Annotated in this window: 15 protein-coding genes; 11 read left to right on the top strand and 4 right to left on the bottom strand. The window is 32.8% G+C overall.

The genetic code is table 11. The annotated features are described in order from the left end of the window. Positions 1–15 precede the first annotated feature (15 nt). From QY331_02985 to QY331_02995, 3 genes are read left to right on the top strand one after another with little or no spacing between them, the layout of a single operon-like run. Positions 16–1,056: an efflux RND transporter periplasmic adaptor subunit gene (locus QY331_02985; protein ID WKZ70221.1), complete on the top strand. Its 1,041-nt coding sequence runs from the start codon at positions 16–18 to the stop codon at positions 1,054–1,056. A gap of 8 nt (positions 1,057–1,064) precedes the next feature. Further along, positions 1,065–4,157, top strand: a complete 3,093-nt coding sequence (locus tag QY331_02990; GenBank protein ID WKZ70222.1) for an efflux RND transporter permease subunit — start codon at positions 1,065–1,067, stop codon at positions 4,155–4,157. Between the two features lie 55 nt (positions 4,158–4,212). After that, the gene (locus QY331_02995) at positions 4,213–4,989 is read left to right on the top strand and encodes an enoyl-CoA hydratase/isomerase family protein (protein ID WKZ70223.1); all 777 of its coding nucleotides are present in this window, start codon (positions 4,213–4,215) and stop codon (positions 4,987–4,989) included. Between the two features lie 19 nt (positions 4,990–5,008). Here QY331_02995 and QY331_03000 read toward each other — a convergent pair whose 3' ends face one another. Further along, positions 5,009–6,319 (bottom strand): DUF4147 domain-containing protein, encoded by a 1,311-nt coding sequence (locus QY331_03000; GenBank protein ID WKZ70224.1) that lies wholly within the window; start codon positions 6,317–6,319, stop codon positions 5,009–5,011. Between the two features lie 3 nt (positions 6,320–6,322). Further along, positions 6,323–8,011: an ATP-binding protein gene (locus QY331_03005; GenBank protein ID WKZ70225.1), complete on the bottom strand. Its 1,689-nt coding sequence runs from the start codon at positions 8,009–8,011 to the stop codon at positions 6,323–6,325. A 174-nt stretch (positions 8,012–8,185) separates the two neighbouring features. On the opposite strand from QY331_03005, the gene QY331_03010 reads away from it, so the two are divergent. From QY331_03010 to QY331_03020, 3 genes are read left to right on the top strand one after another with little or no spacing between them, the layout of a single operon-like run. Continuing rightward, on the top strand, positions 8,186–8,812 hold the full coding sequence (locus QY331_03010; GenBank protein ID WKZ70226.1) for a hypothetical protein: 627 nt from the start codon (positions 8,186–8,188) through the stop codon (positions 8,810–8,812). Between the two features lie 8 nt (positions 8,813–8,820). Beyond that, positions 8,821–9,708: a cation diffusion facilitator family transporter gene (locus QY331_03015; GenBank protein ID WKZ70227.1), complete on the top strand. Its 888-nt coding sequence runs from the start codon at positions 8,821–8,823 to the stop codon at positions 9,706–9,708. Between the two features lie 19 nt (positions 9,709–9,727). Continuing rightward, positions 9,728–11,296, top strand: a complete 1,569-nt coding sequence (locus QY331_03020) for a DUF4301 family protein (GenBank protein WKZ71295.1) — start codon at positions 9,728–9,730, stop codon at positions 11,294–11,296. Here QY331_03020 and QY331_03025 read toward each other — a convergent pair. Beyond that, positions 11,288–11,680, bottom strand: coding sequence for a Ser-Thr-rich GPI-anchored membrane family protein (locus QY331_03025; protein WKZ70228.1), 393 nt, complete (start codon positions 11,678–11,680; stop codon positions 11,288–11,290). The genes QY331_03020 and QY331_03025 overlap by 9 nt on opposite strands. Before the next feature lie 192 nt (positions 11,681–11,872). On the opposite strand from QY331_03025, the gene QY331_03030 reads away from it, so the two are divergent. After that, a complete protein-coding gene (locus QY331_03030; protein WKZ70229.1) occupies positions 11,873–12,286 on the top strand; it encodes an ATP-binding protein in 414 nt (137 codons plus the stop codon). 72 nt (positions 12,287–12,358) lie between these two features. After that, a complete protein-coding gene (locus QY331_03035) occupies positions 12,359–13,897 on the top strand; it encodes a tetratricopeptide repeat protein (GenBank protein ID WKZ70230.1) in 1,539 nt (512 codons plus the stop codon). Positions 13,898–13,928: 31 nt separating this feature from the next. On the opposite strand, the gene QY331_03040 is transcribed toward QY331_03035, so the two are convergent. Beyond that, on the bottom strand, positions 13,929–14,591 hold the full coding sequence (locus QY331_03040; GenBank protein WKZ70231.1) for a redox-sensing transcriptional repressor Rex: 663 nt from the start codon (positions 14,589–14,591) through the stop codon (positions 13,929–13,931). Between the two features lie 378 nt (positions 14,592–14,969). Here QY331_03040 and ccsA point away from each other — a divergent pair, with 378 nt between their 5' ends. Genes ccsA through QY331_03055 form a run of 3 tightly spaced genes read left to right on the top strand, consistent with a single transcriptional unit; the run spans position 14,970 to position 16,231 of the window. Beyond that, positions 14,970–15,677 carry a cytochrome c biogenesis protein CcsA gene (gene ccsA, locus QY331_03045; protein ID WKZ70232.1) on the top strand — a complete coding sequence of 236 codons (708 nt, stop codon included), beginning with the start codon at positions 14,970–14,972 and terminating at the stop codon, positions 15,675–15,677. A gap of 1 nt (position 15,678) precedes the next feature. After that, on the top strand, positions 15,679–15,852 hold the full coding sequence (locus tag QY331_03050) for a CcmD family protein (protein ID WKZ70233.1): 174 nt from the start codon (positions 15,679–15,681) through the stop codon (positions 15,850–15,852). Then, entirely contained in the window at positions 15,842–16,231 is a 390-nt protein-coding gene (locus QY331_03055; GenBank protein WKZ70234.1) for a cytochrome c maturation protein CcmE, read from the top strand. The genes QY331_03050 and QY331_03055 overlap by 11 nt, the downstream gene beginning before the upstream one ends. Positions 16,232–16,244 lie beyond the last annotated feature (13 nt).

Here is a 16,244-nt window from a genome sequence, read left to right on the forward strand (position 1 = left end):
GAGAATTGACACAAAATGAATTTAAAGTCAAAATTGCTAATTGCATTCTTTTCCATCTTTGCTTCCTCGATTCTAATTCAATGTGGTGGCGATGATAAAGCAGAGAACAAAAGTATGCAAGAGATCCAAAATGAAACCGGTATCCCGGTAATTACAAAAGAAGTAAAATCTGAATACTTCAAAAAAGAATTAACATACTTTGCTTCCCTAAGCGGAATTATGCAAACAACTAGAGCCTCGGCAGTTGGTGGAAGAATTGAAAAGATTAATTATAAAGTCGGGGACTACGTTAAGAAAGATGATATTGTTATTGAATTTCCTTTAGATAATCCAGCAGTTCAATATGAGCAAGCTAAACATGCCTATGAAAATTCAAAGAAAACATATGAAAGAATAAAAACATTATTGGAAGCCGGTGAGACTTCGCAAGCTAATTATGATGGTGTGGAGACAAAGTATTTGGTTGATAAAAGAAATTATGAGATGGCTAAACAAGCAATGTTTATAGAAGCACCCTATGATGGTGTTATTGTTGAAATTATGGTTAATGAAGGAGATGGTGTCGATTCAAAAATTCCACTTTTTACAATTGCAAAGCTGGATAAAATGAAGGCAAGAGTTTGGGCTTCCGAAAGTGAAATTCGCCAAATTAAAAAAGGAATGAAAGCTGAGTTGATGAATAACGAGAAAAAATACGAAGGGAAAGTTACCGAAATATCACTCGCCATCGATCCAAGAACAAGATCGTTTTATGCTGAAGTTGAGTTTGACAATAATAATATTGAACTGCGCCCGGGTCTTACTACTGAAATAGCAATCAAAGTTTATGAAAACGAAAAAGCAATTATAGTCCCAAAGAATTTACTAAATTCTGAGAATGGAGTTGAGTCAATATACATTGTTAATAATGGCATTGCTGAATTACGAACAATTACGATCGGTGAAAGAAATGCGATTTCAGTAGAAGTTTTAGAGGGATTAAAATTAGGCGATAAGCTCATCATAAAAGGATCAAATATGATTAGTAACGGACAAAAAGTAAACGAAGTAAACTAGAGGAAAAAATGATTCTTGCAAAAACATCTATTAATCGTCCCATCCTTACAACAATGGGAATTTTCGTTTTCCTAATATTTGGTCTTCTAGCTTACTTTAATCTTAATCTCGATCAAATGCCGGATGTAGAAATTCCTTATGTAACAGTTCAAACAATTTATCCAGGTGCCGGACCGAAAGAAATTGAAACTCTAGTAACTAAGAGAATTGAAGATGTCATTTCCACAGTAAGTCAAATCGAAAGTATGAATTCTTATTCTCTAGATGGCGCCTCAATTATTATTATAGAATTTAGTTTGAGTAAAGATGTTGATATAGCAAATCAAGAAGTGAAAGATAAAGTTGATCAGATTCTTAATGACTTACCGGACGCTGCAGAAAAACCAATTATTCAAAAGGTTGATATACGTGCATTCCCAATTATTGATGTTGTGCTTAGCGGTAATCTTGATCCACGTGAACTTTATAAAATTGCCGATAAAACTTTGAAAGATAGATTCTCGCAAATTCAGGGTGTCGCAAGAGTTGATATCACCGGTGGACAGGAAAGAGAAATAAGGGTAATTCTTGAGAACAAGGATATATATCAAAACTATATTTCTATGCCGCAGCTTTTGCAAATATTAGCCGCACATAATATGAATATGCCCGGTGGTTATTTTCAAATTGAAGATCAAGAATTTACGGTTAGAATGAGTGGTGAGTTTGAAAGTTTGGAAGAAATAGAAGAGCTACAATTGCCGACTCCATTCGGTAATAAAAAACTTCGTCAATTTGCAACAGTTGCTGATTCTGGAAAGGATATTCGACAACGTACAATATTTTTTGATGCAGAAAAGCAATTCAGAAATGAAAATGTGGTGAGACTGGGAATTGTAAAAAGCTCGGAAGGTAATGCTGTTGAAGTTGCAAATGCTGTTAAAAAAGCTCTTCCGGAAATTCAAGCAATTCTTCCGGCAGGAACAAATTTGGAAATGGTGAACGATGAATCCGAGTTTATAAAATCTACAGTTGATGATACGATGAGTAATATATTGCTCGGCGTTCTTTTTACATCAATTGTACTTTTAGTTTTCTTATCTGATATACGTTCTACAATAATTGTTGCCTTATCTATGCCAACATCAATCATTTCAACATTTTTGCTTTTACAGGCATTCGGCTTAACATTAAACATGATGACTCTAATGGGGCTGTCCGTTTCAGTCGGTGTTTTGGTCGCTAACTCAGTTGTCGTGCTGGAAAATATTTTCCGTCACAAAAAAATGGGGATGGACAACAAACGTTCCGCATATAACGGCACAACAGAAGTGTTGGTCGCGGTATTGGCTTCTACATTAACAAACATTGTTGTATTTCTTCCAATAGCTAGTATGTCCTCAATGGTTGGAAGGTTTTTAAGTGAACTTGCATTGGCAGCAAGTTTTGCTACTATTTTCTCACTTTTGTTCTCATTTACATTAACACCAATGCTTGCTTCACTAATACTTCCCCAAAAACTTAATACAGGAAAATTAAGTAATTGGTTCAACAATTTATTTCATTCATGGGACAATTATTATCAGAAAATTTTAAGTAAAGTTTTAAAAACTAAAAAACGGGCGATAATTATTATTGCAATTTCATTTGTTCTCTTTATTGCCGCAACAACTATCTATGCGCCAAATATCGGTTTTGAGTTTATGCCGAATCTTGATGATGGAAAAATTAAAGTAGAAGTTGAACTGCCCGAGGGTTACAATCTATATGAAACCGCTGAAGTGTTGGGAGAAATTGAAAATCGATTAAAAAATTATTCCGAGGTTGAGTATTTACTTACAAATCTTGGCAAAATTAGTGATCTAAATACAGGTTCGAATATGGCAGTAATGAATGTTCAACTAGTTGATGAAAGTGAGCGTGAAGCCGGATTGGATGAAATGATTTCAAGTTTTGTTAGCAATCTATCACGTGTTCCGAATGCAAGAATTGTTGTTGATTATGGATCAGGTATGGGAATGGGCGGTGCTCCTATTCAGTTTTATTTATTAGGACAAAGTTTGGAAGTACTTGAAGAATGGAAAAATAAAATTGTTGAAGAAGTTAAAGATGTTCCGGGTCTAATTAACTTTGATAATAGTTCACGAGCCGGTAAGCCGGAAATCACGCTGTTTCCCAAACGTGATAAAATTGCAGAAGCCGGAGTCACAGTTCAAGAATTAGCTTTAACCCTAAGAGCCGCAATAGCCGGATTAGAATCTTCAAAATATAGGGAAGAAGGTGATGAGTACGACATAACAATCACATTAAATGATAAAAATGTCGATACTCCTGAAGAAGTGGGAAACATACCGATTGTTTCTCAAAGTGGTGTTATTTATAAAATGTCACAATTAGCTGATGTAAATTTTACAATAGGTTATACAAATATTTTACATAGAGATAAATATACAACCATACATTTTACCGGTTCACCCGCACCAGGTGTACCTTTAGGGAATGTTACTGATGAAATTGAGAATCGAATTAGTCAATTAGATTTACCTCCCGGGTACAGATATACATGGGGTGGTAATGTTAAAATGATGAATGAAATGGTTGCCGATATGCTTTTTGCATTTTTCCTTGCTATACTATTGACTTATATGCTTCTCGCAGCAATTCTTGAAAGTTTTCTTCAACCGTTTTTTATTCTTTTAACAATACCACTGGCATTAATAGGGGTATTCGCGTCATTGTTCCATACTAATATTTCATTTGGGATTACTTCCCTAATGGCGTTGATAATGTTGATTGGTATTGTTGTAAACAATGCAATCCTAATGCTGGACTATACAAATCAACTTGTTCGAGATGAAGGAAAGCCGGTGAAAGAGGCATTAGTTCAAGCATGTCCGACAAAACTAAAACCAATTCTAATGTCATCCATTGCAATTATACTTGGCATGCTGCCAATGGCTCTAGGAATTGGTGATGCCGGCAAAGAAATGAGAATTCCGCTTGGTGTTGTTAGTATCGGCGGTTTAGTCGTATCAACATTCCTTACACTATTTGTAATTCCGGCGTTCTATTATGTTACTTCAAGAAAAAGCAAAGAAGGTGTTGTTAAAGAGAAATTATAGTTAACAAATTGAGTCCCGGTAATTGACCGGGACATATTTAATATGGAGGTGTAAAATGAAAAAGCCCCTTCAAATAGAATTTGAATCAGAAAACGTAAAGTGCTATTTGGCCGGTGAAGTCGCTGTTTTAAAAATTACATGTAATGCTTTCGGTACGTTAACAAATTTAGATCAAGCAAATAGAGTTTTACCTTGGTTTGATATGGTTGAAAATGATCCTTCTGTAAAAGCAATTGTTGGTATGTCGGAAAAGGATTGCCTTGGTGAGACAGCCTATGAAGAGTTTTTATCCGAAATTACCGGAAGAAGCATCCAAAGAGATAAATATAATGAGATAACTAGATTTGAGAAATCAGATATACGTGCTATCGAAATTAATATGCTAATTAATCTTATTAGAAAAATTTATTCGTTTAAGAAAATATTCATTTCTGCAATCAATGGAGAAATTGTAACTCCTTTTCTCGGTTTAAGTTTGGTTAGTGATTTTCGATTTGCAAGCTCTGATTTGAAAATCATGTTTTCACATGTGAAATATGGTCTGCATCCAAGTGGTGCAATTCCATTTTTCTTACCAAAATTCATTAATAAACAGTTAGCGATGAAATATATGTTGCAAGGCGGAGTAATTAATTTTGAGGAAGCTGTTAAATTAAATCTTGTAAATGAATTAGTTGACGATAGTGAGTTTGAAAAGAATAGTATAGAAAAAGCAAAAGACTATATTAAAATGGGAATGAGTACATTAAAAAATACAAAATCATTAATTAATAGTAATTCTGACGAGTTGGAAAATTATTTTAAAATAGAATCTAATTATACTTACAAATAGCTGTTGGAGATTTTTGGGATTATATCAATAACATTATTTGAATGTCCATAACATTTGTGCCGGTTGGACCAATTTTGATCAAACTATCGAGTTTGTTAAAAAACTCGTATGAGTTGTTTTCACTTAAATAAATTGCCGGATCGATACCGAACTCTATCGCTTTTTTCATTGAAAAATTATTGATAATCGCTCCGGCAGCGTCAGTTGGTCCGTCAATTCCGTCAGTACCAATGCTTGCAAAACAAAATTCATTCGTAATATCTTTGAGATGTATCAATGTGCTTAAAGCTAATTCTTGATTCCTTCCACCAATTCCTTTTCCTTTTACTCTGACGGTGGTTTCGCCACCAAACAAATAGCATTTAGGACTATCTGGTTTTTGTCGTTTAGTCACAAAATCAGCAATATATTCTCCCACTGATTTAGCTTCACCTATTATATCTGTTCTGATAATACGCGTTTCATAACCTAATTGTTCAGCTATACCTTTTGCAGATTTTATTGCCCTTAAGTTATCACCAAGAATAAAATGATGATTATTCTTATAGTAAAAATCTTCTAGATTATTACTCTCAAAATTTTGTTGAAGATAGCGTAGTATTGATTCAGGAATCCTCTTAGTAAGATAATAATCATCTAGAAGTTCAAGCGGTTTATACTTTTCTTTTCTCGTTATATATGTTAAGCCGGAAGCAATTGATTCAAGTTTGTTCCCAAGTACATCAGAAATGATTAGAGTAATGCATGTTGCCGGATGGATTTCTCTTGCAAGTTTGCCGCCTTTAATATTCGAAACAGCTTTACGTAGAGTATTGATCTTATCAATATCCATTCCACTTTTTATCAAGCAATCTGCAAAGTCTTTGTAGTCATCCAAAGAAATACTTTCCGGTAATGATTCTAATAAAGAAGATCCTCCGCCGGATATTAATGCAATAACTAAATCATTTTCGTTCGCATCTTTTACTAATTTAAGAATTTTGTTGCCGGCTAATAAACTATTTTCATTTGGTAATGGATGTGATGCTTTGATGTATTCAATTTTGCCGGTGTTACTATCAGCAGAAATATTTGATGACACAATTCCTTGACTTATTTTATTTCCTAATAAATCTTCAATTTCGATTGCCATACTTGTAGATGCTTTACCGGCGCCGATGATATAGATTTTCTTGTATTTTCTTAGATCAAAATCGATTCCCTGAATTGAAAGAATTTCATTTATATATTTTATTGAACTTTGGAAAAGATTTTTAGGCGTGACACTTTGAATTGCAGCTTGATAAATTGACTCTATGTGTTTACGAAGTTGGGAAGAATTAGAACTCATTTTTTAGAAAGCAATCTTATAATTAATCGAAAAGGTTACTGTAGTACCGATACCAAACTCGCTATTCGCTACAATTTTTCCACCAAGCAAGTTTACATATTCGCTACAGATTGCTAAACCTAAACCGCTTGATGCTTCTCTACCGGAACTATCTGCACTTGTCTTAAATGGTTCAAAAATCTTCTCCATTAAATCAGGCGGAATTCCTCTTCCTGTATCTTGTATTTTTGTAGTCAATATTCCATTTCTCTTCTCTGTTTGTTTGGTTTCCAGCGAAATTTGTATTTCCCCATTCTTGGTAAACTTAATAGAATTACCGATTAAATTGATCAATATTTGGCGGTATTTAATTTTATCAGTTACAATAGAAGAATTGTCCATGTCTTTTGTTATTAAAGTTAATTTATTTCCCTTTTCCTCAGATAGGTAGCTTAAAAGTTTAGTGACTGATCTAACTTCCTTTAGAAGATCAAACTCTTCATTTTCAATTTCGATTTTGCCGGCTTCAATTTTTGCAAAATCTATAAAATTACTTATTACCTGCAGTAAAGATTCAGCACTGACTTTTACAGTCTTAGCAAATTCTTCAAATTCTTCAATAGTGGTTAGTTGCTTGTTCTCAATCATATCGAAGTATAGGAGAATCGCATTTAAAGGTGTTCTAACTTCATGATTAATTTTTGCAAGCAATTTTATTTTTTGATTCTTTTCATCAATAACTTTTTGAGCAATAAGTTCTTTTTCTCTTGCTTCTTCAAATAACTTTTCAAGTGCAAGATTTTTTTCGCGTTCGGCTTGTTTTTCTTTTGTCTTATCGGTTATAATACATTCAATCGCTTTTAAGTTAGTATCTGTTTCAATTTCTTTTGATATTATGTGTAAGTGTTTTACCTCGCCACTTTTTCCTACTATTCTTTCTTCAAGATGATCATATTTACCAGCTAGTATTTTATTTCTGATAAGTTCTCTTTCTTTTTCTCCCGGAGCCAGAATATCAAAAATGTTGTGCTCTACCTCAAAATCAGTTATCTCAAATAAGTTTAGTAAGTAATTATTCGCAGCAATGATTTTTCCGTCTTTGTTAATTTTCAAAATACCAACAGAGGCATTATCAAAAAGAAATTTTATTTCGTTTGTCTTCTCTATATACTTCTTGCGATTTTTATATATAACTGCACTTGCGGCAACACTTAATAAACTTATGAAACTAACAAACAAAACTAGTGAAAGAACATTGGGCAGCTGAAAAATATTTTTATCCGAATAGAAAATTGAAGCGGCAAATAATAAATTGTAATAAATGGCTACAATTATTTGTTGTGTTACTTCCCAGCTAAAAATAATTGCGAATGTGAAAATTAATAATGATAATATCTGAGAGTTTATATATATGGTGCTGGGTATCATAATAATTGTAAAAATAAATGAGGATATAAGACCTAAGATCAATACGTGAGTTAACATATTGACAATTTTACGGGAGAAATTTCTAAATGTCAGTGCAAAAACAATAGCGGAAAGAAAAGTAAAAGATACTCTGGCTAAATAAAGTTCAATTTGAAATCCTTGGAAAAAATATATTTCGAAAAGCATCGACCAAGTGCCGGCAATAATCGAAATAGCTGATAAAATTCGGAGTGGATTCAGTTGATGATTTGTGTTACCTGATGTGATTAAACTATTCTTGGTCATATAATATCACAAAAGTTTATTTGTCTTAGAAGTAACTTTTGTAATTTAGTTAACCATATTGAAACCTGCTATGTTTTTTATCAAAAATTGTGGTCTATAGAAATATGATTTATATTTAAATATATAATTTTGTTGTAAGAAAAAATAAATAAAAACATTTTCAGAAAGATATTAATGAACAAGAAATTAAGGTGGGCTTTATTTTTAGCAATCGTTACTGTTCTTTATAATGTTATTGAGGGATTTGTATCGATAATATTTGGTGCTGAAGATGAAACTCTTGCATTATTCGGTTTCGGTGTTGATAGTTTTGTAGAAGTTATTTCCGGGATAGGAATTCTTCACCTTATTTTCAGAATGACTTATAAAAATGTTGAACACCGTGATGAATTTGAAAAAACTGCATTGAGAATTACTGGGTCAGCTTTTTATATCTTGACTGCTGGATTGGTATTTGGTTCGGTTTTGATTGTGGTTAATGATGTTAAACCAGAAACAACAATACCGGGGATAATTATTTCTATCGTTTCGCTGTTAACAATGTATTTCTTGATGAACGCAAAATTGAAAGTTGGTAAAGAACTAAATTCTGATGCGATTATAGCAGATGCAAACTGTACAAAGACATGTTTCTATCTGTCTATTGTTTTACTTTTGTCAAGTGCAAGTTATGAGTTATTAGGATTTGGATTTATTGACGCAATTGGTTCTCTTGGTATTGCATATTTTTCATTTAATGAAGGCAGAGAAGCGTTTGAAAAAGTAAGAAGCGGTAATTTATCTTGTTCTTGTGATCACTAAAAATAAAAATGTCACACAATCATAGACCACCATATAATAGAGCATTTTTTATCGGCATCAGCTTAAATGTAATATACATTATCGTCGAGTTTATTTATGGTTTAATATCAAATTCAATGGCTCTAATTGCTGATGCTGGACATAATCTTAGTGATGTACTCGGCTTAATCTTAGCTTGGGGAGCTTCCTATTTAGCAACAAAAACTCCAACAAATAGACGCACGTATGGATTTAGAAAGTCAACAGTTCTGGCATCATTAACAAACGCTGTAATTCTTTTAATAGCTGTCGGTGCAATTGCTTTTGAATCAATAAAAAGATTTTCAGAACCGCAAGTTATTGAAAGTGAAACAATAATTTATGTCGCAGCTATCGGTGTCATAATTAATGGAATTACAGCTTATTTATTTTTTGCAGACCACAAGCATGATTTAAATATAAAAGGTGCGTTTTTACACATGGCCGCCGATGCCGCGGTATCTCTGGGTGTAGTGATTGCAGCAATATTTATTGGTTTAACCGGTTTTTCATGGATTGACCCGGTTGTAAGTTTAATTATTGTAATAGTTATTACAATTGGCACATGGGGTTTATTGAAAGAATCTCTTAATCTATCTTTAGATGCTGTTCCAAAAAATATTGATCTTGAAGCCGTCCAAAAATATTTTCTGAATTTAAAAAATGTGAAGAATATTCATGATCTTCATATTTGGGCAATGAGCACAACCGAAACAGCTTTAACCGCCCATCTCTATATGCCGGATTCAAATGTTGACGATGACTTCATTGAAAAAATTAATAATGATTTGCGTAAGCAATTTGATATAAATCATGCGACAATTCAAATTGAACGAACAGAAATTTGTAATGAGTGTAACATGATCGGAAATATTTAAGGAGAATCTATTGGAAAATGTGAATACCAAAGAGTTCGTAGATAAAATGAATTTGACCATTGAGGACTTAAAATTAATTGAAGAACATGGATTAACTTTATCTCAAGTAAGCTACCAAGTTGAGCAACTTAAGAAGGGGACAAAATATTTAAAACTTTCTGAAGCATGTACTGTCGAGAACGGAATCTTGAGGATATCCGGTAATGAAAAACAAAAATTTATAAAAATTTATGAAGATCACGTTAAATCCAATCTCGTTATAAAATTCGTACCAGCATCCGGTGCCGCAAGTAGAATGTTCAAGAAGCTGGAAAGTTTTATGTTGGCAAGTGAGAACCTAGCTCTTGATCAAAATTATACTTCAGACGAAAAAACGTACATCCAACATTTTTTTAAGAACATAAAAAATTTTCCCTTTTACACCGAATTAAGTGAAGTACTTGAAAAGAATAAATTAAATATTGAAAAGTTATTACTCGAGAAAAAATTCAAAGAAATTTTAGAATTCTTATTAACCCCGCATGGAATGAATTATTCCAACCTTCCCAAAGCGCTAATACAATTTCACCAGTATAAAAATGAATCAAGAGTTTCATTAGAAGAGCAAATTGTTGAAGCAATCGAATATATTAAAAGTAGCGAACAAAGTATTAACCTGCACTTTACAATTTCCGAGGATATGAAAGGTGAGTTTGAAGCAAAAGCAAATCTGCTAGCCAAAAAATATAGATCTAAATGTGAAATCAGTACATCATTTTCGTTTCAGAAAAAATCTACAGACACAGTAGCACTTGATTCCAACCAAAATATTTTTCGTGAAAATGACAAAATACTTTTTAGACCGGGTGGGCATGGTGCTTTAATCGAAAATCTTAATGAACTTGACGCTGATTTAATATTTATTAAAAATATTGATAATGTTCAGCGAGAAGAAAATTTAAGTGTTACCATCGATAACAAAAAATTACTTGGTGGTTTACTTATTAAATATCAGTCACAAATACATTCCTATATTACAAAACTTAATATATCATACGATATCAATTTTATTGAAGAAATAGAGGAGTTTTTAAGTAAAGAACTCGGTTATCAATTCGATTTGGGATATACAAATTATAGCTTAGACGAAAAACAAAAGTATTTATTGGATTTTTTGAACAGACCGATTAGAGTCTGTGGAGTTGTAGTAAACGAGGGACATCCCGGAGGCGGACCATTTTGGGTTGAAGATGAAAATGGAAACTTCACAAAGCAAATTGTTGAAGGCAATCAGATTAAACTTGAAGATGATAAACAAAGACAGATATATAATTCTTCTACGCACTTTAATCCGGTTGATATTGTATGCGGAATAAAGGATGCGAAAAGAAAAAAATTTGACTTGATAAAGTATGTTGATAATCAAGCTGTTCTCGTTTCCAAGAAATCCAAAGATGGTAAGGAGTTAAATGCTCTCGAATTACCCGGTTTATGGAACGGGGGAATGTCTGATTGGATTACAATTTTCGTTGAAGTCCCAAGTGCAACTTTTACACCGGTCAAAGAAGTAAATGACCTTTTAAAAAATTATCATCTCGGATCACTTTGAAATTATTCCAAATCTTTCGCTTAACGCATAAATGTCCTGGTTATTCGGATTAACAATGCGTATCTGGTAATGAACCGATGGAATCATCTGCTTATTTGTTTGCCACTTGAATTGACCGGTATTTGGTACGTTTTCAGCAATAGTGAACATTATGCTGCCTTTTTTTTCTGCATACAAATTAATGAAATCAGAATTTGAAAACACACGGTATTCTACATCAATTTCGTCACCTAAATAGAAAATATTTCCCTTTTGCGGTTTGTGAAAAACTTCAAAATCCGGATCAAAATCAAATAGTTCGTTAACTTCAGTGGGGGTATAATTTTCATTTCGGCATGAAGCAAATAAGAGAATCAATAAAAAAAATAAAATTAAATTTTTCATAATACTAGTCACTATCAATTCAGTAATAAGATAAAAAATTTTCGCGTAACTCAAAACCTATTCGACCCTAAATCCGTTATTTAAAATTACTAACATAGCCAATTGATAATATTCTATTAAAGTAGATATTTGTACTTCCAAAGAAATAAGAACTTTCATATATTTATTTAATATACTTTATTACAAAGATTTATGAATAGCAAAGAATTCTCAATAGCGAGCAATTATACGGAAGTCACCCCCGTTTGTAAGGAGATAAGATCTTTTTGCCTGGATGAAAATATAAAACCTTCAGATTGCAGCGAAATAGAAATATGCTTAATAGAAGCTCTAAACAATATTGTTAAACATGCTTACAAAGAGGACTTCACCAAATCGATCCAAATAAAAGTTGATATTAACAATAATGAGATTATGATTCAGCTATTTGATAGTGGAATCTCACGTAAAGAATTTAAAAAACCTACATTGGAATATGATCCAGAAGATATAGAAAACTTGCCTGAGGGAGGTATGGGTTTGTACATAATTGATCAACTTATGGACGAAATATCATACAAAGTTCTTGATGGTGTAAATATTTTTTCCATGAAAAAGAAATTTTAGTAGTTCATTTCTTGTAACTTTTCAAACGTATCGCTGTTAAAAATTGTCTAATTACTAAAAATATTATTTCATTTGAAAATACTAATACCACTCTTATTAATTGTTTCGGTGCTGCTAGGACAAGATTCAACAAAAAGTGAAGCATTTAAACGTGATTTGCCGAAAGGAAAATCCACACTTCATCAACCAAAATATCCATCCTATCCTTTATTAACCGGATTCCTACTTCAACAAGAAGCAAATAGCGGCGATCCATTTGCTCAACACGAGCTGGGTATTAGATTACTTCTTGGTAATGGATTCGCACCGGATACTTCAAAAGCAATTTTTTGGATTCAAAAAGCTGCTAGTCAAAATATTTCGGCTGCTCAATTTAATCTCGCGATAATGTACTATAACGGAATTGGTGTAGAGTGGAATCCTTTTTTAGCTTACTTAAATTTCAAGGCTTCCGCAGATGCCGGAATGGCGGAGGGACAATTTGCTTTTGGTATTTTCTTTACTGAAAACTTTGTTGTCAATAAAGATCTTTCCAACGCATATCGTTGGTTTAAAAAGGCAGCGGACAAAGATTATGAACCGGCTAGAGAATCAATTGCATATTTAATTAAGCAAGGATATAATCCGGTTGATATTGAAAATGATGGCAAAAATTCAAATGAAGAAGAGAAAGAAAGCACTCAATCATCATCGCTTATGCATCAAGATTGGGAAGTTTCCTTTTTTGAATTTGAAGAAGATACTTTAACTGATGAGCAGGAAAAAGAAATTGTTGAAGAATTATTTACAAAGAATAAAGATGAGCTTAAACAAAAGCTTGGTGTTTCCGAAATCAGAAACGAGGAACTTATTAAAGACACAAGTTCTTTAGGAATAATCAATTTTGCTGCCGATAACGGAAGCCCAGAAGCACTGTATATTTCTGCGAAAGCAGCGGAAATGGGAATCGTTGTAGAAAATAATTTAATAGATGCTGCATTCAAATACCTACGTTCCTATCGACTCGGTTCACAAAAAGCAGCATTCAGGCTATATCAATTAACAAGGGAAAGAGAAATATTTAGATTACTAAAAGGGCAAGTTGACAAAGATAATCCGGACGCAATGTATACCTGGGCTGGTTTAGTTGCTCTCGGTTTTGACAATAGCTTAACCGATAAGCAAGCGTATGAATTATTGGTAAAGGCTGTCGCTCAAAATCACATTAACTCGATGATAGAGATCGGATTAAACTATTTTAACGGCAGTTTGGTTGAAAAGGACAAAGAGAAAGCATTTGAGTATTGGGAAAAAGCCTCTAACTTGGGAAGCCGTGAAGCAGATGTTAGAATAGCATTCGCAAAAATCTCCGAAACTAAGGAAAATTATTCCGATGAAATAAATACTTTACGACTTGCAGCCAATCAAGGTTCTGTTCTTGCACAATCTGCTTTAGCTTATTGTTACGAGAATGGAATCGGAGTAAAAATAAGAAAATCTATGGCTGCTAAATTATATAGACAAGCGGCTTCAAGAGGAAATGAAAACGCATATAATTCTTTAAAAAGAATGTATGATGAATTAAGACCTGCCTTAGAAGAATTTCAAATCTATAAAGAAAAGTCATTGTAACGATGAATTTAGTAAGTTAGAAAGTCTGGCATTATTTTTCTTTATAATTAATTTCAACTAGCTTTCTTGAAAGAGCTGCAAGACTCTCAGAAAATTGTGCATTTTCCACAACTATATTTTGGGGAACTCTAATATTCATTGGAGCAAAATTCCAAATAGCTTTTATTCCACCCTCAATTAATAAGTCTGCCGCTTGCTGAGCAGCGAATGCTGGCACTGTTATTACACCTATTTTTACGTTCATCTTTTGCGCCATGGCTGGAATTTTATCGATGCTGAATATAGGGGTGTTGTAAATATGTGTCCCAATTTTTGTTTCATCACTATCAAAAGCTGCAATAATATTTAATCCATAGTCATTAAATCTTTTGTATCCCAACATAGCTGAACCTAAGTTTCCTGCACCGACAAGAAAAGCAGCTTTTTCTAAATGCCAATCTAAAAATTCATTAATTGCTTTAATTAATTCCTCTACAACAAAACCTGTTTTGGGTCTGCCTTTAACGCCGGTATATTCAAGATCTTTCCTAACCTGTGTGGCATCAAGAGAAAGCTCAGTTGAAATAACAGTGCTCGAAATCCTTGTTACTCCATTTTCTGCTTGTCTGTGCAGAAAGTGCAGATAATGAGGTAATCTCCTCATAGTTGGTTCAGGTGTAATCCTCAAAACAATTCCTTTAATTTCATTAAACATTACAAATATGAAGAAAAATTTCTCTAATAACAAAAAAATATTTCAAAGCTTTTTATCCTGTTTTTCCCCTGAACTGAGAAGATTTTTCAGACTTTTGAGAAAGATTTATTTATGGCCGATCTTTTTCAAAGATGTTAAAATTAATATGAAACTTATACTTTGGATTTATTTTAATGCACAAATCAGGAACAAATGATTTTTCTAATACCTTTTGTCAAATTATACACTTTTTCCTATATTTTAATTTGTTAATCGGAACAAATTATCTCATTATAGGTTATAATAATTTCTCAATTCGGGTTTCCGATTTAACTTGAATAATAACTCGTTCTGGTCTAATTTTTGTTTCAATTTTAATTCCATTAATTATAGAGAGATATGAAAAGCATAATTTGGAAGATACTCTTATTTGTTTTAATGACTTTTGTGATTGTTGCCGGAATTTCATTTGAGATTGTGAAGTCACCATCAGCTTGGAACCAATTTCCGATGATCCCTGGTTTGGAAGAAAAAGCAAAAATAATTTTCTTTCACGTTCCGACAGCATGGCTTGCTGTAATAGCTTTCTTGATGGCAATGATTTACGGTGTTAAATATTTAGTAAAGGGAAATCTTGATAATGATGCAAAGTCAAATGCTGCTCTTCAACTTGGATTTATATTCTCGATTCTTGCAACCGTAACCGGTTCAATCTGGGCTAAGTTTACTTGGGGTGCATTCTGGCATTGGGATCCTCGCGAAACATCAATTTTTATTTTATTACTAATATATGGTTCTTTATTTGCACTTCGTTCAGCTGTAGAAAATGAAGATAAACGGGCAAGACTTTCAGCCGTTTATTCAATAATTGCTTTTCTAACGGTACCATTCTTTATTTTTATTATGCCGAGGATTATGACAGGTTTACATCCCGGTTCAGCAAATGATGATACAGCCGGTCCGGTGGTTGATTTTAAAATGGATGCAAATATGATGCTAGTATTTTACTTATCACTTTTCGCGTTTACAATTTTATATTTTTGGATGTGGCAAATCAGTTACAAGTCAATAATTATTAAAGATAAACTTTCGAAAAAAATAATCTGAGGTGAATTTGGAAGGCTTATACGATTTTTTAAATAATAATTCAATTTATATAGTACTCTTTATTGTTTTGGTCGTCTGGTTGGGAATTTTTACTTTTCTATGGAACACAGATAAAAGATTAAAGAAAATAGAAGAAGAATTAAAGATTGAAGGGAGTAAACAAAATGAAAAATAAATATTTGTTCGGCGGTGGGATTATCATCGTTTTCTTAGCATTGATGTCTTATCTTTTTACACAGACAAATGTTAGTTATGAGGAAGATTTTGCCGAAATTGTGCATTCAACAAAAACCGTAAAAGCTACCGGTGAATGGGTAAAATCAAAAAATTATCGATTAGATAATGAAAAGAAAATATTTTCTTTCTATATGAAAGATTATAAAGGAAACGAAATGAGAGTTGTTTATAATGGAGTAATGCCGAACAATTTTGAATCATCTACAAGTGTTGTTGTAACAGGTAAATACCAAGACGGTTATTTTTATGCAACGGATATTCTCACCAAATGTCCTTCAAAATATGAAGAGCAATTTGACGAAACCGCAAGCTCTTAATCACAAAGGAGTC

The sequence above is a fragment of the Melioribacteraceae bacterium genome (assembly GCA_030584085.1).
Classification (GTDB): domain Bacteria; phylum Bacteroidota; class Ignavibacteria; order Ignavibacteriales; family Melioribacteraceae; genus SURF-28.